Genomic DNA, 18699 nt, shown 5'->3' on the forward strand with positions numbered 1-18699 from the left:
GCAGGAGAGTTGCCGTGCGCCTAGTGATCACGTCGCAGAAGACCGACACGCTGGACAGGTGGCAGCGGGTCTTCGGGGAGTGCGAAGACGTCAGCTGCCAGCGAGGGCTGAGGGCCGGGACCCCGGTCGACGCGGTCCTCATGGCCGGCATGTTCGCCCTCGAACGGTACGGCGGACGTGCCGGGGCCGAGGAGGCCCAGATCTTGGAGAACCGCCGGGGCGACGGCTGGCACAGTCTCATCATCGTGCCGCCCGGCAGGCCCATGACCAAAGACGCGCAAGGGGAGTGGAAAGTGCAGACCGGGTACGCACACCTTCAGCCCGCCTATTTCGCGGCATCGCGCTCCTTTCACGCAATCGAGGAGTGGAACGCTCGCCATGTCGATCGGCGGATTTCGACGGTTGAGATCAACCTGCCTCTGATGAATATGGACAATCCTGTGGACGACGCGAGCCCGAAGTCCTTCAAGCAGGCTTTCGACGAATTTCGCGAGAGACGGCCCGATGCCGGTTGACGGATGCCATCGAGAAAGTGCAATGAATCCGGCCGTCGAATCCGGCTTCGCCCGTGCCGGTAGCCCGTGGAACGCATCCGGCGGAAGGACGGCTGGGCGCCCGCGAGTGGGCCCCGGGTCCGCGCGGCCAGCGCCGAAGGGGACGACTGCTGGATCCTGGGGGAGGAGTTCCCGGGACCCGCGTGATCGGCCGGCTCTCCGGCGGCCCTGGCCCTCCGGCTCCCCGGCGGCTCCCGTTCGCCCCGCGTGCGCCCGTGCGCCCCTGGTTTGACCTTCGTCACCCCCGGGGTATTCTCTCCGGCTCGATTGGCGTCGGCCTTGCCCCGTATGGCAGACTGTCCGAGTTGCTCGGTCGAGTGTTGATGCTGCGCGCCTCCCGCCGGGAGGACCGGAAGCGAGTCCCACAGTACTCGTCGCCCTAACTGCCATCACGGCAGCGCTGGGGCGGACGTACGGGAATCTTTCGGGAAGCAAGGTGCGGCACCGGCCAGGCACCCGGTGGGCCTTCCGCCCCCGGCTCGCGGTTCCGGAAGGGCCGTGTGCAATCCCACAGGGATGTTCGAACAAGGGGCATCTGTGTCAGCGGGAGCGCGACACGCCCGACCGCGTGGGTCGGAGGAACGAAGGCAGCAGAAGGAATCCACCGGGTTCCAGAGCGTAAGAGAGACAGGACTACTGAGTAGCCATGGCGGGACAGAAGATCCGCATCCGGCTCAAGGCCTACGACCACGAGGTCATCGACTCCTCGGCGAAGAAGATCGTCGAGACGGTGACTCGCACTGGTGCGTCGGTCGCGGGCCCGGTGCCGCTGCCCACTGAGAAGAACGTGTACTGCGTCATCAAGTCGCCGCACAAGTACAAGGACTCGCGCGAGCACTTCGAGATGCGCACGCACAAGCGCCTGATCGACATCCTCGACCCCACCCCCAAGACCGTTGACTCTCTGATGCGACTCGACCTCCCGGCCGGTGTCGACATCGAGATCAAGCTCTGAGGCCGGTGATCTGAGAGATGGCTAAGCAGATCAAGGGCATCCTGGGCGAGAAGCTCGGCATGACGCAGGTGTGGGACGCGAACAACCGCGTCGTCCCGGTCACCGTCGTCAAGGCCGGCCCCAACGTCGTCACCCAGGTCCGCACGAACGATGTCGACGGCTACGAGTCCGTCCAGATCGCCTTCGGCGAGATCGACCCGCGCAAGGTGAACAAGCCCCTCAAGGGCCACTTCGCCAAGGCCGACGTCACCCCCCGTCGCCACCTCGTCGAGATCCGCACCGCGGACGCCTCCGAGTACACGCTGGGCCAGGAGATCACCGCTGAGGTGTTCGAGGCCGGCGTGAAGGTCGACGTGACCGGCAAGAGCAAGGGCAAGGGCTTCGCCGGTGTCATGAAGCGCCACAACTTCCGTGGCCTCGGCGCCGGACACGGCACCCAGCGCAAGCACCGCTCCCCCGGTTCCATCGGTGGCTGCGCCACCCCGGGCCGTGTGTTCAAGGGCCTCCGCATGGCGGGTCGCATGGGCAACGAGCGGGTCACCACCCAGAACCTGACCGTCCACGCCGTTGACGCGGAGAAGGGTCTGCTGCTCATCAAGGGCGCGGTTCCCGGTCCGAACGGCGGCCTCGTCCTGGTCCGCACCGCGGCCAAGGGGGCCTGAGGTAATGAGCACTGTTGACATCCTTTCGCCGGCGGGCGACAAGGCCGGTTCCGTCGAGCTCCCCGCGGAGATCTTCGGCGTTGAGAAGGTCAGCATCCCGCTGATCCACCAGGTCGTCGTCGCACAGCTGGCCGCTGCCCGTCAGGGCACGCACAAGACCAAGACCCGTGGCGAGGTCCGCGGCGGTGGCAAGAAGCCGTACCGCCAGAAGGGCACCGGTCGCGCCCGTCAGGGTTCGACCCGCGCGCCGCAGTTCGCCGGTGGTGGCGTCGTGCACGGTCCCGTGCCGCGTGACTACTCGCAGCGGACCCCGAAGAAGATGAAGGCTGCCGCCCTGCGTCACGCCCTCACCGACCGGGCCCGCCACAACCGCATCCACGTCGTCTCCGGCGTCGTCGAGGGCGAGAGCCCGTCGACGAAGGCCGCCCGGACGCTGTTCGGCAAGATCTCGGAGCGCAAGAACCTGCTCCTGGTCGTCGACCGCGCCGACGAGGCCGCGTGGCTGTCCGCCCGCAACCTGCCCCAGGTCCACATCCTGGAGCCGGGCCAGCTGAACACGTACGACGTTCTCGTCTCGGACGACGTGGTCTTCACCAAGGCTGCCTTCGAGTCCTTCGTGTCCGGCCCGAAGGCCAATGACACCGAAGGGAGCGAGGTCTGATGGCTATCCGTCACCCCGCAATCGCCTCCAAGGCGGCGAAGAAGGCCAAGGCCGCTCGCGTCGCCAAGGCGCGTCGCCACGCCGCCGAGGGCAAGAACACCGTCGAGACCCCGCTGAGCAAGTCCTTCACGGACCCCCGTGACGTGCTGCTCAAGCCGGTCGTCTCGGAGAAGAGCTACGCGCTCCTCGACGAGGGCAAGTACACGTTCATCGTCGACCCGAGCGCCAACAAGACCCAGATCAAGCAGGCCGTCCAGGCGGTCTTCTCGGTCAAGGTCACCGGGGTCAACACGATCAACCGCCAGGGCAAGCGCAAGCGGACCCGCACCGGCTTCGGCCAGCGTGCGTCCACCAAGCGCGCGATCGTGACCCTCGCCGAGGGCGACCGTATCGACATCTTCGGCGGTCCGACCGCGTAAGCGGGTCGGATCGTCCGATATCGGACGAGGACTGAGAAATGGGAATCCGCAAGTACAAGCCGACTACGCCGGGCCGTCGCGGCTCCAGCGTCGCCGACTTCGTCGAGGTCACGCGGTCCACGCCGGAGAAGTCGTTGGTCCGCCCCCTGCACAGCAAGGGTGGCCGTAACAACTCCGGTCGTGTGACCGTCCGCCACCAGGGTGGTGGCCACAAGCGCGCCTACCGCGTGATCGACTTCCGTCGTCACGACAAGGACGGCGTGCCGGCGAAGGTCGCGCACATCGAGTACGACCCCAACCGCACGGCGCGCATCGCGCTGCTGCACTACGCCGACGGCGAGAAGCGCTACATCCTCGCGCCGCGCGGCCTGCAGCAGGGCGACCGCATCGAGAACGGTCCCGGGGCCGACATCAAGCCGGGCAACAACCTCGCCCTGCGCAACATCCCGGTCGGTACGACGCTGCACGCCATCGAGCTGCGTCCCGGCGGCGGCGCCAAGTTCGCCCGCTCCGCCGGCGCCTCGGTGCAGCTGCTCGCGAAGGAGGGCCAGATGGCCCACCTGCGCATGCCGTCTGGTGAGATCCGCCTGGTCGACGTCCGCTGCCGCGCCACCGTCGGCGAGGTCGGCAACGCCGAGCAGAGCAACATCAACTGGGGTAAGGCCGGCCGTAAGCGGTGGCTGGGCGTTCGCCCGACCGTCCGTGGTGTGGTCATGAACCCGGTGGACCACCCGCACGGTGGTGGTGAGGGCCGGACCTCCGGTGGTCGCCACCCTGTGTCCCCGTGGGGCAAGAAGGAAGGCCGTACTCGTTCGCCCAAGAAGGCGTCGAACAAGTACATCGTCCGCCGCCGCAAGACGAACAAGAAGCGCTAAGGACGGGTTGAGATGCCTCGTAGCTTGAAGAAGGGACCCTTCGTCGACGACCACCTGATCAAGAAGGTGGACGCGCAGAACGAAGCCGGTACCAAGAACGTCATCAAGACCTGGTCCCGTCGCTCGATGATCGTGCCGGCCATGCTCGGCCACACGCTCGCGGTGCACAACGGCAAGACCCACATTCCGGTGTTTGTCACCGAGTCGATGGTCGGCCACAAGCTCGGCGAGTTCTCGCCGACCCGCACCTTCCGGGGTCACGTCAAGGACGACCGGAAGTCGAAGCGCCGCTAAGCGCGGGGTGGAATGACCATGACAGACACTGGAAGGACAACCATGGAAGCCAGGGCCCAGGCGCGGTACATCCGCGTCACGCCCATGAAGGCCCGCCGCGTGGTGGACCTCATCCGTGGCCTGAACGCCACGGAGGCTCAGGCGGTCCTGCGTTTCGCCCCGCAGGCCGCGAGCGTGCCGGTCGGCAAGGTGCTGGACAGCGCCATCGCCAACGCCGCGCACAACTACGACCACACCGATGTCGACAGCCTCTACATCTCCGAGGCCTACGTCGACGAGGGCCCGACCCTGAAGCGGTTCCGGCCGCGCGCCCAGGGCCGTGCCTACCGGATCCGCAAGCGGACCAGCCACATCACCGTGGTCGTCAGCAGCAAGGAAGGAACCCGGTAATGGGCCAGAAGGTAAACCCGCACGGGTTCCGGCTCGGTGTCACGACCGACTTCAAGTCGCGTTGGTACGCCGACAAGCTGTACAAGGACTACGTCAAGGAAGACGTCGCCATCCGTCGGATGATGACGTCCGGCATGGAGCGCGCCGGCATCTCCAAGGTCGAGATCGAGCGCACCCGTGACCGCGTGCGTGTGGACATCCACACCGCTCGTCCGGGCATCGTCATCGGCCGCCGCGGCGCCGAGGCCGACCGCATCCGCGGTGACCTCGAGAAGCTCACGGGCAAGCAGGTCCAGCTGAACATCCTCGAGGTCAAGAACCCCGAGACGGACGCTCAGCTCGTGGCCCAGGCCGTCGCCGAGCAGCTCTCCTCCCGCGTCTCCTTCCGCCGTGCCATGCGCAAGAGCATGCAGTCGGCGATGAAGGCCGGCGCCAAGGGCATCAAGATCCAGTGCGGTGGCCGCCTCGGCGGCGCCGAGATGTCCCGCTCGGAGTTCTACCGCGAGGGCCGCGTGCCCCTGCACACCCTCCGCGCGAACGTGGACTACGGCTTCTTCGAGGCCAAGACGACCTTCGGCCGCATCGGCGTGAAGGTCTGGATCTACAAGGGCGACGTCAAGAACATCGCCGAGGTCCGCGCCGAGAACGCCGCTGCCCGTGCGGGTAACCGCCCGGCGCGCGGCGGTGCCGACCGCCCGGCCCGTGGTGGCCGCGGTGGGGAGCGGCGCGGTCGCAAGCCGCAGCAGGCCGCTGGTTCCGAGGCCCCCAAGGCCGAGGCTCCCGCGTCCGCCGCTCCGGCTGAGAGCACCGGAACGGAGGCCTGACCACCATGCTGATCCCCCGTAGGGTCAAGCACCGCAAGCAGCACCACCCCAAGCGCAACGGCATGTCCAAGGGTGGCACGCAGGTTGCGTTCGGCGAGTACGGCATCCAGGCGCTGACCCCGGCGTACGTCACGAACCGCCAGATCGAAGCGGCTCGTATCGCCATGACCCGTCACATCAAGCGTGGCGGCAAGGTCTGGATCAACATCTACCCGGACCGCCCCCTCACCAAGAAGCCGGCCGAGACCCGCATGGGTTCCGGTAAGGGTTCGCCGGAGTGGTGGGTGGCCAACGTCAAGCCCGGACGCGTCATGTTCGAGCTGTCGTACCCCAACGAGAAGATCGCGCGCGAGGCCCTGACCCGTGCGGCTCACAAGCTGCCGATGAAGTGCAAGATCGTCAAGCGCGAGGCAGGTGAAGCGTGATGTCGGCCGGTACCAAGGCGTCGGAGCTGCGCGAGCTGGGCAACGAGGAGCTTCTGAACAAGCTCCGCGAGGCCAAGGAAGAGCTGTTCAACCTCCGCTTCCAGGCGGCGACGGGCCAGCTCGAGAACCACGGTCGGCTCAAGGCCGTCCGCAAGGACATCGCGCGGATCTACACCCTGATGCGTGAGCGCGAGCTGGGCATCGAGACGGTGGAGAGCGCCTGATGAGCGAGAGCAACGTGACTGAAGAGACCAAGACGGACCGCGGTTTCCGCAAGACCCGTGAGGGTCTGGTCGTCAGCGACAAGATGGACAAGACCGTCGTCGTCGCCGTCGAGGACCGCGTCAAGCACGCGCTGTACGGCAAGGTCATCCGTCGTACGAACAAGCTCAAGGCCCACGACGAGCAGAACGCCGCGGGTGTCGGCGACCGCGTCCTCCTGATGGAGACCCGGCCGCTGTCCGCGACCAAGCGCTGGCGCGTCGTCGAGATCCTCGAGAAGGCCAAGTAATTCCTGCGGGGCAGACCCCGCAGGACAGTTCCGCCAGGCTCCGGGGGCCGCTCGGTGAGCGGCCCCCGGGGAACCGGCAGACAAACAGGAGATAGACGTGATCCAGCAGGAGTCGCGACTGCGTGTCGCCGACAACACGGGTGCGAAGGAGATCCTCTGCATCCGTGTGCTCGGCGGCTCCGGTCGCCGCTACGCGGGTATCGGTGACGTCATCGTCGCCACCGTCAAGGACGCGATCCCCGGTGGCAACGTGAAGAAGGGTGACGTCGTCAAGGCGGTCATCGTTCGCACCGTCAAGGAGCGCCGCCGTCCGGACGGCTCGTACATCCGCTTCGACGAGAACGCCGCCGTCATCCTCAAGAACGACGGCGACCCTCGTGGCACCCGTATCTTCGGCCCGGTCGGCCGTGAGCTGCGCGAGAAGAAGTTCATGAAGATCATCTCCCTCGCGCCGGAGGTGCTGTGAGCATGAAGATCAAGAAGGGCGACCTGGTCCAGGTCATCACCGGTAAGGACAAGGGCAAGCAGGGCAAGGTCATCGCGGCCTTCCCCCGCGAGGACCGTGTCCTGGTCGAGGGTGTCAACCGGGTCAAGAAGCACACCAAGGCCGGTCCGACGGCTCGCGGTTCGCAGGCCGGCGGCATCGTCACCACCGAGGCGCCGATCCACGTCTCCAACGTCCAGCTGGTCGTGGAGAAGGACGGCAAGAAGGTCGTGACCCGCGTCGGTTACCGCTTCGACGACGAAGGCAACAAGATCCGCGTTGCCAAGCGGACGGGTGAGGACATCTGATGGCTACCACCACCACTCCGCGTCTGAAGCAGAAGTACCGTGAGGAGATCACGGGCAAGCTGCGTGACGAGTTCAAGTACGAGAACGTCATGCAGATCCCCGGTCTCGTCAAGATCGTGGTCAACATGGGTGTGGGCGACGCCGCCCGCGACTCCAAGCTGATCGAGGGCGCCATCCGCGACCTCACCACGATCACCGGTCAGAAGCCGGCCGTCACCAAGGCCCGCAAGTCCATCGCGCAGTTCAAGCTGCGTGAAGGCCAGCCGATCGGTGCCCACGTCACGCTCCGTGGCGACCGCATGTGGGAGTTCCTGGACCGCACCCTGTCGCTCGCGCTGCCGCGCATCCGCGACTTCCGCGGCCTGTCCCCCAAGCAGTTCGACGGCCGTGGCAACTACACCTTCGGTCTCACGGAGCAGGTCATGTTCCACGAGATCGACCAGGACAAGATCGACCGCACCCGGGGTATGGACATCACCGTGGTGACCACGGCGACCAACGACGCTGAGGGCCGTGCGCTCCTTCGTCACCTCGGCTTCCCCTTCAAGGAGGCGTGAGCGAGATGGCGAAGAAGGCTCTGATCGCGAAGGCTGCCCGCAAGCCCAAGTTCGGCGTGCGCGCGTACACCCGCTGCCAGCGCTGCGGTCGTCCGCACTCCGTGTACCGCAAGTTCGGCCTGTGCCGCGTGTGCCTGCGTGAGATGGCTCACCGTGGCGAGCTGCCGGGCGTGACCAAGAGCTCCTGGTAATCCCCACTTCAGGGATTCCGGAAGACTCTCGGTAAGCATCTGGGTGGACAGGGGCCCGCCCCGCATGGCTTAGGCTTGTGGGGTTGGGCGCCTGTCACGCCCGTACGACTTACTACGCCGTAGGTCCACCGCGCCGCACCCGTCCCGTCTCGGATCGGGGAGAGGGATGGCGCACCAGGAAACCCCGGCGAGAGAGGCCGAAGGCCAATTCATGACCATGACTGATCCGATCGCAGACATGCTTACGCGTCTGCGGAACGCGAACTCGGCGTACCACGACTCGGTGTCGATGCCGCACTCCAAGATCAAGTCTCACATCGCGGAGATCCTCCAGCAGGAGGGCTTCATCACGGGCTGGAAGGTCGAGGACGCCGAGGTCGGCAAGAACCTCGTCCTGGAGCTGAAGTTCGGCCCCAACCGTGAGCGCTCCATCGCGGGCATCAAGCGGATCTCCAAGCCCGGTCTGCGGGTTTACGCGAAGTCCACCAACCTGCCGAAGGTGCTCGGCGGCCTCGGCGTGGCGATCATCTCCACGTCGCACGGGCTCCTCACCGACAAGCAGGCCGGCAAGAAGGGCGTGGGTGGGGAAGTCCTCGCCTACGTCTGGTAGCGGAAGGGAACGGAGGAAACAGCTATGTCGCGCATCGGCAAGCTCCCCATCGCGGTTCCCGCCGGCGTGGACGTCACCATCGACGGCCAGACGGTCTCGGTCAAGGGCCCCAAGGGCACGCTGACCCACACCGTCGTGGCGCCGATCGAGATCGCCAAGGGTGAGGACGGCGTCCTGAACGTCACCCGCCCCAACGACGAGCGTCAGAACAAGGCCCTGCACGGCCTGTCCCGCACGCTGGTGGCGAACATGATCACCGGCGTGACCCAGGGTTACGTGAAGAAGCTCGAAATCAGCGGTGTCGGTTACCGCGTTGTCGCCAAGGGTTCGAACCTGGAGTTCTCCCTCGGTTACAGCCACCCGATCCTGGTCGAGGCGCCCGAGGGCATCACCTTCAAGGTGGAGGCCCCCACCCGCTTCTCGGTCGAGGGCATCGACAAGCAGAAGGTCGGCGAGGTTGCGGCCAACATCCGCAAGCTGCGCAAGCCCGACCCGTACAAGGCCAAGGGCGTCAAGTACGAGGGCGAAGTCATCCGCCGCAAGGTCGGAAAGGCGGGTAAGTAAGCCATGGCATACGGGCAGAAGATCCTCAAGGGCGACGCCTACAAGCGCGCCGCGATCAAGCGCCGTCACATCCGGATCCGCAAGCGGATCAACGGTACGGCGGAGCGTCCCCGTCTGGTCGTGACCCGCTCGAACCGCCACATCGTGGCGCAGGTGATCGACGACCTGAAGGGTCACACCCTGGCGTCGGCGTCCACCCTGGACAGCTCGATCCGCGGTGGCGAGGGCGACAAGTCCGCGCAGGCCAAGCAGGTCGGCGCCCTGGTCGCCGAGCGTGCCAAGGCCGCCGGTGTCGAGGCCGTCGTGTTCGACCGTGGTGGCAACCAGTACGCCGGGCGCATCGCCGCCCTGGCGGACGCCGCCCGCGAAGCCGGGCTCAAGTTCTGAGCCGCTTGTAGCTAGCGGAAAGAGAGAGGTAATCCAATGGCTGGACCCCAGCGCCGCGGAAGCGGTGCCGGTGGCGGCGAGCGGCGGGACCGGAAGGGCCGTGACGGCGGCGCTGCTGCCGCCGAGAAGACCGCGTACGTTGAGCGCGTCGTCGCGATCAACCGCGTCGCCAAGGTTGTGAAGGGTGGTCGTCGCTTCAGCTTCACCGCGCTGGTCGTGGTGGGCGACGGTGACGGCACCGTGGGTGTCGGCTACGGCAAGGCCAAGGAGGTGCCGGCCGCCATCGCCAAGGGCGTTGAGGAGGCCAAGAAGCACTTCTTCAAGGTCCCCCGTATCCAGGGCACCATCCCGCACCCCATCCAGGGTGAGAAGGCTGCCGGCGTCGTGCTGCTCAAGCCCGCGTCCCCGGGTACCGGTGTTATCGCCGGTGGTCCGGTGCGTGCCGTGCTCGAGTGCGCCGGTATCCACGACGTGCTGTCGAAGTCGCTCGGCTCCGACAACGCGATCAACATCGTGCACGCGACCGTGGCGGCCCTGAAGGGCCTGCAGCGTCCCGAGGAGATCGCGGCCCGCCGTGGTCTGCCCCTGGAGGACGTCGCCCCCGCGGCTCTGCTGCGCGCTCGTGCCGGGGCGGGTGTGTGATCATGGCGCAGCTCAAGATCACGCAGGTCAAGTCCTACATCGGCAGCAAGCAGAACCACCGTGACACCCTGCGTTCCCTTGGTCTCAAGGGGATCAACACGCAGGTCGTCAAGGAGGACCGCCCCGAGTTCCGCGGCATGGTGCACACCGTCCGCCACCTCGTGACGGTCGAGGAGGTCGACTGATCATGGCGGAGCAGAACCCGCTCAAGATCCACAACCTCCGTCCCGCCCCCGGCGCCAAGACCGCCAAGACCCGTGTCGGTCGTGGTGAGGCGTCGAAGGGTAAGACGGCCGGTCGTGGTACCAAGGGCACCAAGGCCCGTTACCAGGTTCCGGAGCGCTTCGAGGGTGGGCAGATGCCCCTCCACATGCGTCTCCCGAAGCTGAAGGGCTTCAAGAACCCGTTCAAGACCGAGTACCAGGTCGTGAACCTCGACAAGCTGGCCGCGCTCTACCCCGAGGGTGGCGAGGTCACCGTCGAGGGTCTGGTGGCCAAGGGTGCCGTTCGCAAGAACGCGCTCGTCAAGGTCCTCGGCCAGGGCGAGATCTCCGTGGCGCTGCAGGTGACGGTCGACGCCGTCTCCGGCTCCGCCAAGGAGAAGATCACCGCCGCCGGCGGTTCCGTCACCGAGCTCGTCTGAACTCCACAGGCGTCTCGATGACCTGAGCGATCCCGACCGGGGATACCCCACAAATGGGGTATCCCCGGTTGGTCGTTCCTAGGGCGGCAGTCACGCCGGTAAGGTGGCCTGCACTGCCCTCTTTTCACAGGGTGCTGCACTTCCGGCACTCTGAGCGGCAGTTGACCGTTACCTATTCGTCGAACCTCAAGACCGTCACCCTTGACGCAGTTGCGCGGGGGTCGCAGGAGGCACCGTGCTCACCGCGTTCGCCCGGGCGTTCAAGACGCCCGACCTGCGCAAGAAGCTGCTCTTCACGCTCGGCATCATCGTGGTCTACCGGGTCGGTACGCACATCCCGATCCCAGGCGTCGACTACCGGAACGTCCAGACCTGTATCGACAACGCCCAGGCCAACCAGGGTCTCTTCGGCCTGGTCAACATGTTCAGCGGCGGCGCGCTGCTGCAGATCACGATCTTCGCCCTGGGCATCATGCCGTACATCACGGCGAGCATCATTCTGCAGCTGCTGACCGTGGTGATCCCGCGCCTGGAAGCCCTGAAGAAGGAGGGCCAGGCCGGTACGGCGAAGATCACGCAGTACACCCGTTATCTGACGATCGCCCTCGCCATCCTCCAGGGCACCGGCCTCGTGGCCACCGCCCGCAGCGGCGCGCTGTTCCAGGGCTGCCCGGTGGCCAGCCAGATCGTCCCCGACCAGTCGATCTTCGTCACCATCACCATGGTCATCACCATGACCGCCGGTACGGCCGCCGTGATGTGGCTCGGTGAGCTCATCACCGACCGCGGCATCGGCAACGGCATGTCGATCCTGATGTTCATCTCGATCGCCGCCACGTTCCCGTCCGCCCTGTGGGCGATCAAGGAGCAGGGCTCGCTGGCCGACGGCTGGATCGAGTTCGGCACCGTGATCGCGGTCGGCCTCGTCATGGTCGGCCTGGTCGTCTTCGTCGAGCAGGCCCAGCGCCGCATCCCGGTGCAGTACGCCAAGCGCATGATCGGCCGCCGTTCCTACGGCGGTACGTCTACGTACATCCCGCTCAAGGTGAACCAGGCGGGTGTGATCCCCGTCATCTTCGCCTCGTCGCTGCTCTACATCCCGGCGTTGATCGCGCAGTTCGCCGGAGGCAATTCGGGCTGGAAGACCTGGATCGAGCAACACTTCGTCAAGGGCGACCACCCGTACTACATCATTTCGTACTTCCTGCTGATCGTTTTCTTCGCGTTCTTCTACGTGGCGATCTCCTTCAACCCCGAGGAAGTCGCCGACAACATGAAGAAGTATGGTGGCTTCATCCCGGGCATCCGGGCTGGCCGACCGACCGCTGAGTACCTGAGCTACGTGCTCAACCGGATCACCTGGCCGGGTTCGCTGTACTTGGGTCTGATCGCTCTTGTGCCGACGATGGCGTTGGTTGGTTTCGGGGCAAACCAGAACTTCCCGTTCGGCGGGACCAGCATCCTGATCATCGTGGGTGTCGGTCTCGAGACCGTGAAGCAGATCGAGAGCCAGCTCCAGCAGCGCAATTACGAAGGGTTCCTCCGCTGATGCGTATCGTCCTCGTCGGGCCGCCGGGTGCCGGTAAGGGAACGCAGGCCGCGTTCCTGGCCAAGAACCTGTCGATCCCGCACATCTCCACGGGCGACCTGTTCCGGGCCAACATCAGCCGGCAGACGGAACTCGGCAAACTGGCGAAGTCCTACATGGACGCGGGCAACCTCGTGCCCGACGAGGTCACCATCGCCATGGCGAAGGACCGCATGGAGCAGCCGGACGCCGTGAACGGTTTCCTGCTGGACGGCTTCCCGCGCAACGTCTCCCAGGCCGAGGCGCTCGACGAGCTGCTGGAGTCCGAGGGCATGCAGCTCGACGCGGTGCTCGACCTGGAGGTCCCCGAGGACGAGGTGGTCAAGCGGATCGCCGGCCGCCGCGTCTGCCGCAACGAGTCGGCGCACGTCTTCCACGTGACGTACAAGCCGCCGGCCAAGGAAGGCGTCTGCGACGTCTGCGGCGGCGAGCTCTACCAGCGGGACGACGACTCCGAGGAGACCGTCCGCAAGCGGCTGGAGGTCTACCACACCCAGACCGAGCCGATCATCGACTACTACAAGGCCCAGGGCCTGGTGGTCACGATCCCGGCCCTCGGCAAGGTGGAGGACGTCACGGCGCGCGCCATGGAGGCGCTCAAGCGCGTCGTGGACGACAAGTAGTCGTTCGTACGCAGCTACGGCCGCGGTTCCCCTCGGGGGCCGCGGCTGCTGTGTGGGCGGGGTCCCCGCCCGGCCCCGTATCGTTGAAGACGTTCACCGTCGCCGAAGGTCCAGAAAGGCCGTAGCCCCCATGGTGCAGATCAAGAGCCCCGAGCAGATCGCCAAGATGCGTGAGGCGGGGCTGGTCGTCGCCGCCATTCACGCGGCGACCCGTGAGGCCGCCGTCCCCGGGGCCACCACCAGGGATCTGGACCAGGTCGCCCGCAAGGTGCTCGCCGAGCACGACGCCAAGCCGAACTTCCTCGGCTACGGCGGCTTCCCCGCGACCATCTGCACGTCGGTGAACGAGGTCGTGGTCCACGGCATCCCCTCCGACGACGTCGTCCTCAAGGACGGGGACGTCATCTCCATCGACTGCGGCGCGATCATCGACGGCTGGCACGGCGACGCGGCCTTCACGGCCTTCGTCGGCTCCGGTCACGCCCCGGAGCTGATCGAGCTCTCCCGGGTGACCGAGGAGTCGATGTGGGCCGGCATCGCCGCCATGAAGCAGGGCAACCGGCTGGTCGACATCTCCCGGGCGATCGAGACGTACATCCGCCGGCAGCCCAAGCCGGGCGGCGGCAAGTACGGGATCATCGAGGACTACGGCGGGCACGGCATCGGCACCGAGATGCACATGGACCCGCACCTGCTGAACTACGTCGACCGCCGGCGCGGCAAGGGGCCGAAGCTGGTGCCCGGGTTCTGCCTCGCGATCGAGCCGATGGTGTCGCTGGGGACGCCGCGCACGGAGGTCCTGGAGGACGACTGGACGGTCGTCACCACGGACGGCACGTGGTCGTCGCACTGGGAGCACTCGGTCGCGCTGACCGAGCAGGGGCCGCTGGTGCTGACGGCTCCCGACGGGGGCAAGGCGAAGCTCGCCGAGATGGGGATCCAGGCCGCGCCGGATCCGCTGGGCTGAGCGTCGTCCGCGACCGCGCGCCCGGTGGGGCCGGTCGCGCGGTACCCCGCGCCCCTGACGGGGCGCGTAAAGATCTGGCCGGTGGGGCAGACTCTCTCGATTCGTGTTTCCGAGGGGCCTGACGTAGACTGACTCGTCGGCTCTTGTGTACCCGCATGCCTGCATGCGATCGCACGGAGTCGATCAAGGTAGTCGATTCGAAGGGCGAAGCGTGGCCAAGAAGCAAGGTGCCATCGAGATCGAGGGCACTGTCGTCGAGTCTCTTCCGAACGCCATGTTCAAGGTCGAGCTCCAGAACGGCCACCAGGTCCTGGCACACATCAGCGGCAAGATGCGTATGCACTACATCCGCATCCTCCCTGACGACCGGGTCGTGGTGGAGCTGTCTCCGTACGACCTGACCCGTGGCCGGATCGTCTACCGCTACAAGTAGATCTTGCCTGTGTCCCGGCGCCTCGTGCGTCCGGGCTGCCGGCACTGACCCGGAGAACCTCACCCCATGAAGGTCAAGCCGAGCGTCAAGAAGATCTGCGACAAGTGCAGGGTGATCCGCCGTCACGGCAGGGTCATGGTCATCTGCGAGAACCCGCGCCACAAGCAGCGCCAGGGCTGACGCACGACCGATCCCTCTGCATCCATCGCAGAGATTCGCGCGACGCAAGCTGAATAGTTCATACGCAGGACCCAGGCGGACACGCGCCGCCTGACACCCCCGGTCGGAGGCCGGGGACCCAGTTCGTACCTGGTACGGCGGCTGGGAGCCGGTTCCTGCGGAAGACCTCCGTCAAGTAACTGGAGCCATTGAATGGCACGCGTTTCCGGTGTTGACATCCCGCGCGAAAAGCGCGTGGAGATCGCCCTCACCTACGTGTTCGGCATCGGCCGGACCCTCTCGCAGCAGACGCTGGCCGCCACCGGCGTCGACCCGAACACCCGCGTTCGCGACCTCTCCGAGGAGCAGCTCGTCGCGATCCGCGAGTACGTCGACAACAACATCAAGACCGAGGGTGACCTCCGTCGTGAGATCCAGGCCGACATCCGCCGCAAGGTGGAGATCGGTACCTACCAGGGTCTGCGCCACCGTCGTGGTCTGCCCGTCCGCGGTCAGCGCACCAGCACCAACGCGCGTACCCGCAAGGGCCCGCGTCGCGCCATCGCCGGCAAGAAGAAGCCGGGCAAGAAGTAGTCCACAGCGGACGCCTGTCCACGGTCTTCGCTGTAGGACCGACCACCTCCCGTAGGAGTTATAGATGCCCCCCAAGGGTCGTCAGGGCGCTGCCAAGAAGGTGCGCCGCAAGGAAAAGAAGAACGTCGCTCACGGCCACGCGCACATCAAGAGCACGTTCAACAACACGATCGTCTCGATCACGGACCCGTCCGGCAACGTGATCTCCTGGGCCTCCGCCGGCCACGTCGGCTTCAAGGGCTCCCGGAAGTCCACGCCGTTCGCCGCGCAGATGGCCGCCGAGTCGGCTGCCCGCCGCGCCCAGGAGCACGGCATGCGCAAGGTCGACGTGTTCGTGAAGGGCCCGGGTTCCGGTCGTGAGACCGCGATCCGCTCCCTGCAGGCCACGGGCCTCGAGGTCGGCTCCATCCAGGACGTCACCCCGACCCCGCACAACGGCTGCCGTCCGCCGAAGCGCCGCCGCGTCTGACGCCTGCGCTTCTAGGGCTAGCTGTGCCTCCGGGCTTTTCGGCCGGGGGTGTGGGGGTTGTCCCCCACATGTAACAGCCGGGCGGTACGGCTCCGTAAAAGGGCCGTATCGCCCGTACCCTTGCAGTACCCGCCTCTTCCAGCCGGAGGCGGTTCACGTCGGGCGTCAAATAGCGGGCGCCCACGACTGAAGGATCTGATCCACACATGCTGATCGCTCAGCGTCCCTCGTTGACCGAAGAGGTCGTCGACGAATTCCGCTCCCGGTTCGTGATCGAGCCGCTGGAGCCGGGCTTCGGTTACACCCTCGGCAACTCCCTGCGCCGGACCCTCCTGTCCTCGATCCCGGGTGCGGCGGTCACGTCCATCCGCATCGACGGCGTCCTGCACGAGTTCACCACCGTGCCGGGTGTCAAGGAGGACGTCACCGACCTGATCCTCAACATCAAGCAGCTGGTCGTCTCCTCGGAGCACGACGAGCCGGTCGTGATGTACCTGCGCAAGCAGGGCCCGGGTCTGGTCACCGCCGCCGACATCGCGCCCCCGGCCGGTGTCGAGGTGCACAACCCCGACCTCGTCCTCGCCACGCTCAACGGCAAGGGCAAGCTGGAGATGGAGCTCACGGTCGAGCGCGGCCGCGGTTACGTCTCCGCTGTGCAGAACAAGCAGGTCGGCCAGGAGATCGGCCGCATCCCGGTCGACTCGATCTACTCGCCGGTGCTCAAGGTCACGTACAAGGTCGAGGCCACGCGTGTCGAGCAGCGGACCGACTTCGACAAGCTGATCGTCGACGTCGAGACCAAGCAGGCGATGCGTCCCCGTGACGCCATGGCCTCCGCCGGCAAGACGCTGGTCGAGCTGTTCGGTCTCGCCCGCGAGCTGAACATCGACGCCGAGGGCATCGACATGGGTCCGTCCCCGACGGACGCCGCCCTGGCCGCCGATCTGGCGCTGCCGATCGAGGAGCTGGAGCTCACGGTCCGCTCCTACAACTGCCTCAAGCGCGAGGGCATCCACTCCGTGGGTGAGCTCGTGGCGCGTTCCGAGGCGGACCTGCTCGACATCCGCAACTTCGGTGCGAAGTCGATCGACGAGGTCAAGGCGAAGCTGGCCGGCATGGGCCTGGCCCTGAAGGACAGCCCGCCCGGATTCGACCCGACCGCCGCCGCGGACGCGTTCGGTGCCGATGACGACGCTGACGCCGGTTTCGTGGAGACCGAGCAGTACTGATTCGGCTGCCGGTCCGTTGTGGCTGGTCGCGCAGTTCCCCGCGCCCCTTCGGGGCGCGGATCCTCCGGGGCGTCGAAAGGCGCCCCGGATCTCCGACAGGCGACCGCCTGCTCGGATACTGACCCCGGTACCTGACACGGCCGGGGCAGACACCTAGGAGAAACACCATGCCGAAGCCCACCAAGGGTGCCCGTCTGGGCGGCAGCGCCGCGCACGAGAAGCTGATGCTCGCGAACCTCGCGAAGTCGCTGTTCGAGCACGGTCGGATCACCACCACCGAGGCGAAGGCGCGCAAGCTGCGTCCGTACGCCGAGCGTCTGGTCACCAAGGCGAAGAAGGGCGACCTTCACAACCGCCGTCAGGTGCTCCAGGTCATCACGGACAAGAGCATCGTCCACACGCTCTTCACCGAGATCGGCCCGCGCTACGAGAACCGTCCGGGTGGCTACACCCGCATCACCAAGATCGGTAACCGCCGTGGCGACAACGCGCCCATGGCCGTCATCGAGCTGGTCGAGGCGCTGACGGTGGCGCAGGAGGCGACCGGCGAGGCCGAGGCCGCGACCAAGCGCGCGGTCAAGGAAGACGCCCTCAAGAAGGACGAGGCCGTCGAGGCCAAGTCCGACGAGGCCGCCGAGGCCGAGGCTCCCGCCGAGGAGTCGAAGGACGCGTAAGCGTTCTGCCGGGGGCTGTGCGTCGGCGGCCGCGGGTTCGTGGTGGCTTGTCGCGCAGTTCCCCGCGCCCCTGAGGGCGTTGTTGGCGGGCCCGTTCCCTTTCGAGGGGGCGGGCCCGTCTTTCGTGTGGGTGAGAGGATCCAGGGGTGAGTGAGGAAGCAGCACCCGGTCACGTCCGCGTACGGCTCGACCTGTCGTACGACGGCACCGAGTTCTCCGGGTGGGCCAAGCAGGCCGGGGGGCGGCGGACCGTGCAGGGGGAGATCGAGGACGCCCTGCGCACGGTCACGCGGTCCGGGGAGACCACCTACGAGCTGACCGTGGCCGGCCGTACCGACGCCGGGGTGCACGCCCGGGGGCAGGTGGCCCATGTCGACCTGCCGGAGGACGTCTGGCGTGAGCACCATCAGAAGCTGCTCAAGCGGCTCGCCGGGCGGCTGCCGCGGGACGTGCGGGTCTGGGCCCTCAGGGAGGCGCCCAGCGGGTTCAACGCCCGGTTCTCGGCGGTGTGGAGGCGGTACGCCTACCGCGTCACCGACAACCCCGGCGGCGTCGACCCGCTGCTGCGCAACCACGTGCTGTGGCACGACTGGCCGCTCGACGTGGACGCCATGAACGAGGCCGCCCGCGGGCTGCTGGGCGAGCACGACTTCGCCGCCTACTGCAAGAAGCGGGAGGGGGCCACCACCATCCGCACGCTGCAGGAGCTGAGCCTGGTGCGCGGCGGGGACGGGATCATCACGGCCACCGTGCGGGCCGACGCCTTCTGCCACAACATGGTGCGCTCGCTCATCGGGGCGCTGCTGTTCGTGGGCGACGGGCACCGGCCGCCGGACTGGCCCGCGAAGGTGCTGGCGGCCGGGGTGCGCGACTCCGCGGTGCACGTCGTCCGGCCGCACGGGCTGACGCTGGAGGAAGTCGGCTACCCGGCCGACGAGTTGCTCGCCGCGCGCAGCAAGGAGGCGCGGAACAAGCGGTCGTTGCCGTCGGCCGGGTGCTGCTGAGCC

General features: G+C 67.0%; 32 protein-coding genes. All 32 read left to right on the forward strand.

Features of this window, described 5'->3' with window-relative positions:
* The first annotated feature begins 14 nt into the window (after window positions 1–14).
* Window positions 15–515 (forward strand): hypothetical protein, encoded by a 501-nt coding sequence (locus tag CHR28_RS16750; RefSeq protein WP_094054451.1) that lies wholly within the window; start codon window positions 15–17, stop codon window positions 513–515.
* Window positions 516–1200: 685 nt separating this feature from the next.
* On the forward strand, window positions 1201–1509 hold the full coding sequence (gene rpsJ, locus CHR28_RS16755; RefSeq protein WP_003948644.1) for a 30S ribosomal protein S10: 309 nt from the start codon (window positions 1201–1203) through the stop codon (window positions 1507–1509).
* 17 nt (window positions 1510–1526) lie between these two features.
* Window positions 1527–2171: a 50S ribosomal protein L3 gene (gene rplC / locus CHR28_RS16760; protein ID WP_010036739.1), complete on the forward strand. Its 645-nt coding sequence runs from the start codon at window positions 1527–1529 to the stop codon at window positions 2169–2171.
* Window positions 2172–2175: 4 nt separating this feature from the next.
* Complete coding sequence (gene rplD / locus CHR28_RS16765) at window positions 2176–2832, forward strand: 50S ribosomal protein L4 (protein ID WP_094054452.1); 657 nt, start codon at window positions 2176–2178, stop codon at window positions 2830–2832.
* Entirely contained in the window at window positions 2832–3251 is a 420-nt protein-coding gene (rplW, locus tag CHR28_RS16770) for a 50S ribosomal protein L23 (protein WP_010036733.1), read from the forward strand. Before rplD ends, rplW begins: the two co-directional genes overlap by 1 nt.
* A gap of 38 nt (window positions 3252–3289) precedes the next feature.
* Complete coding sequence (rplB, locus tag CHR28_RS16775; RefSeq protein WP_094054453.1) at window positions 3290–4126, forward strand: 50S ribosomal protein L2; 837 nt, start codon at window positions 3290–3292, stop codon at window positions 4124–4126.
* 12 nt (window positions 4127–4138) lie between these two features.
* A complete protein-coding gene (rpsS, locus tag CHR28_RS16780) occupies window positions 4139–4420 on the forward strand; it encodes a 30S ribosomal protein S19 (protein ID WP_003992359.1) in 282 nt (93 codons plus the stop codon).
* 42 nt (window positions 4421–4462) lie between these two features.
* Window positions 4463–4810 carry a 50S ribosomal protein L22 gene (rplV, locus tag CHR28_RS16785; RefSeq protein ID WP_010036727.1) on the forward strand — a complete coding sequence of 116 codons (348 nt, stop codon included), beginning with the start codon at window positions 4463–4465 and terminating at the stop codon, window positions 4808–4810.
* Window positions 4810–5634, forward strand: a complete 825-nt coding sequence (rpsC, locus tag CHR28_RS16790; protein WP_030233882.1) for a 30S ribosomal protein S3 — start codon at window positions 4810–4812, stop codon at window positions 5632–5634. Before rplV ends, rpsC begins: the two co-directional genes overlap by 1 nt.
* Before the next feature lie 5 nt (window positions 5635–5639).
* A complete protein-coding gene (rplP, locus tag CHR28_RS16795) occupies window positions 5640–6059 on the forward strand; it encodes a 50S ribosomal protein L16 (protein ID WP_004984526.1) in 420 nt (139 codons plus the stop codon).
* Window positions 6059–6283, forward strand: a complete 225-nt coding sequence (rpmC, locus tag CHR28_RS16800) for a 50S ribosomal protein L29 (protein ID WP_010036720.1) — start codon at window positions 6059–6061, stop codon at window positions 6281–6283. Before rplP ends, rpmC begins: the two co-directional genes overlap by 1 nt.
* Window positions 6283–6570 (forward strand): 30S ribosomal protein S17, encoded by a 288-nt coding sequence (rpsQ, locus tag CHR28_RS16805; protein WP_010036717.1) that lies wholly within the window; start codon window positions 6283–6285, stop codon window positions 6568–6570. The genes rpmC and rpsQ overlap by 1 nt, the downstream gene beginning before the upstream one ends.
* A 97-nt stretch (window positions 6571–6667) precedes the next feature.
* Window positions 6668–7036: a 50S ribosomal protein L14 gene (gene rplN, locus CHR28_RS16810; protein ID WP_003998823.1), complete on the forward strand. Its 369-nt coding sequence runs from the start codon at window positions 6668–6670 to the stop codon at window positions 7034–7036.
* Between the two features lie 2 nt (window positions 7037–7038).
* Window positions 7039–7362, forward strand: coding sequence for a 50S ribosomal protein L24 (gene rplX / locus CHR28_RS16815; protein ID WP_010036713.1), 324 nt, complete (start codon window positions 7039–7041; stop codon window positions 7360–7362).
* Window positions 7362–7919, forward strand: a complete 558-nt coding sequence (rplE, locus tag CHR28_RS16820) for a 50S ribosomal protein L5 (protein ID WP_033308965.1) — start codon at window positions 7362–7364, stop codon at window positions 7917–7919. Before rplX ends, rplE begins: the two co-directional genes overlap by 1 nt.
* Window positions 7920–7924: 5 nt before the next feature.
* Entirely contained in the window at window positions 7925–8110 is a 186-nt protein-coding gene (locus CHR28_RS16825) for a type Z 30S ribosomal protein S14 (RefSeq protein WP_003956452.1), read from the forward strand.
* Between the two features lie 211 nt (window positions 8111–8321).
* On the forward strand, window positions 8322–8720 hold the full coding sequence (gene rpsH, locus CHR28_RS16835) for a 30S ribosomal protein S8 (protein WP_014674378.1): 399 nt from the start codon (window positions 8322–8324) through the stop codon (window positions 8718–8720).
* A gap of 24 nt (window positions 8721–8744) precedes the next feature.
* The gene (rplF, locus tag CHR28_RS16840; RefSeq protein ID WP_094054454.1) at window positions 8745–9284 is read left to right on the forward strand and encodes a 50S ribosomal protein L6; all 540 of its coding nucleotides are present in this window, start codon (window positions 8745–8747) and stop codon (window positions 9282–9284) included.
* Window positions 9285–9287: 3 nt separating this feature from the next.
* The gene (gene rplR, locus CHR28_RS16845) at window positions 9288–9671 is read left to right on the forward strand and encodes a 50S ribosomal protein L18 (protein WP_010036704.1); all 384 of its coding nucleotides are present in this window, start codon (window positions 9288–9290) and stop codon (window positions 9669–9671) included.
* 36 nt (window positions 9672–9707) lie between these two features.
* Window positions 9708–10313: a 30S ribosomal protein S5 gene (rpsE, locus tag CHR28_RS16850; RefSeq protein WP_094054455.1), complete on the forward strand. Its 606-nt coding sequence runs from the start codon at window positions 9708–9710 to the stop codon at window positions 10311–10313.
* Window positions 10314–10315: 2 nt separating this feature from the next.
* Window positions 10316–10498, forward strand: coding sequence for a 50S ribosomal protein L30 (gene rpmD, locus CHR28_RS16855; protein ID WP_003974250.1), 183 nt, complete (start codon window positions 10316–10318; stop codon window positions 10496–10498).
* 2 nt (window positions 10499–10500) lie between these two features.
* Entirely contained in the window at window positions 10501–10956 is a 456-nt protein-coding gene (gene rplO / locus CHR28_RS16860) for a 50S ribosomal protein L15 (protein ID WP_094054456.1), read from the forward strand.
* Between the two features lie 235 nt (window positions 10957–11191).
* The gene (secY, locus tag CHR28_RS16865; protein ID WP_094054457.1) at window positions 11192–12505 is read left to right on the forward strand and encodes a preprotein translocase subunit SecY; all 1314 of its coding nucleotides are present in this window, start codon (window positions 11192–11194) and stop codon (window positions 12503–12505) included.
* Window positions 12505–13167 carry an adenylate kinase gene (locus CHR28_RS16870; RefSeq protein ID WP_094054458.1) on the forward strand — a complete coding sequence of 221 codons (663 nt, stop codon included), beginning with the start codon at window positions 12505–12507 and terminating at the stop codon, window positions 13165–13167. Before secY ends, CHR28_RS16870 begins: the two co-directional genes overlap by 1 nt.
* 130 nt (window positions 13168–13297) lie before the next feature.
* Entirely contained in the window at window positions 13298–14134 is an 837-nt protein-coding gene (gene map / locus CHR28_RS16875) for a type I methionyl aminopeptidase (RefSeq protein ID WP_094054459.1), read from the forward strand.
* A 211-nt stretch (window positions 14135–14345) separates the two neighbouring features.
* Window positions 14346–14567: a translation initiation factor IF-1 gene (gene infA / locus CHR28_RS16880; RefSeq protein WP_003948620.1), complete on the forward strand. Its 222-nt coding sequence runs from the start codon at window positions 14346–14348 to the stop codon at window positions 14565–14567.
* Window positions 14568–14633: 66 nt separating this feature from the next.
* Window positions 14634–14747 carry a 50S ribosomal protein L36 gene (rpmJ, locus tag CHR28_RS16885; RefSeq protein WP_003998809.1) on the forward strand — a complete coding sequence of 38 codons (114 nt, stop codon included), beginning with the start codon at window positions 14634–14636 and terminating at the stop codon, window positions 14745–14747.
* 192 nt (window positions 14748–14939) lie between these two features.
* A complete protein-coding gene (gene rpsM / locus CHR28_RS16890) occupies window positions 14940–15320 on the forward strand; it encodes a 30S ribosomal protein S13 (RefSeq protein WP_004984507.1) in 381 nt (126 codons plus the stop codon).
* A gap of 64 nt (window positions 15321–15384) precedes the next feature.
* Window positions 15385–15789 carry a 30S ribosomal protein S11 gene (gene rpsK / locus CHR28_RS16895; protein WP_003956432.1) on the forward strand — a complete coding sequence of 135 codons (405 nt, stop codon included), beginning with the start codon at window positions 15385–15387 and terminating at the stop codon, window positions 15787–15789.
* 206 nt (window positions 15790–15995) lie between these two features.
* Window positions 15996–17018 carry a DNA-directed RNA polymerase subunit alpha gene (locus CHR28_RS16900; protein WP_003966937.1) on the forward strand — a complete coding sequence of 341 codons (1023 nt, stop codon included), beginning with the start codon at window positions 15996–15998 and terminating at the stop codon, window positions 17016–17018.
* Between the two features lie 167 nt (window positions 17019–17185).
* A complete protein-coding gene (gene rplQ / locus CHR28_RS16905; RefSeq protein WP_094054460.1) occupies window positions 17186–17692 on the forward strand; it encodes a 50S ribosomal protein L17 in 507 nt (168 codons plus the stop codon).
* A 146-nt stretch (window positions 17693–17838) separates the two neighbouring features.
* A complete protein-coding gene (gene truA / locus CHR28_RS16910; protein ID WP_094054461.1) occupies window positions 17839–18696 on the forward strand; it encodes a tRNA pseudouridine(38-40) synthase TruA in 858 nt (285 codons plus the stop codon).
* Window positions 18697–18699 lie beyond the last annotated feature (3 nt).

The sequence above is a fragment of the Streptomyces sp. XY006 genome (assembly GCF_002237655.1).
Classification (GTDB): domain Bacteria; phylum Actinomycetota; class Actinomycetes; order Streptomycetales; family Streptomycetaceae; genus Streptomyces; species Streptomyces levis.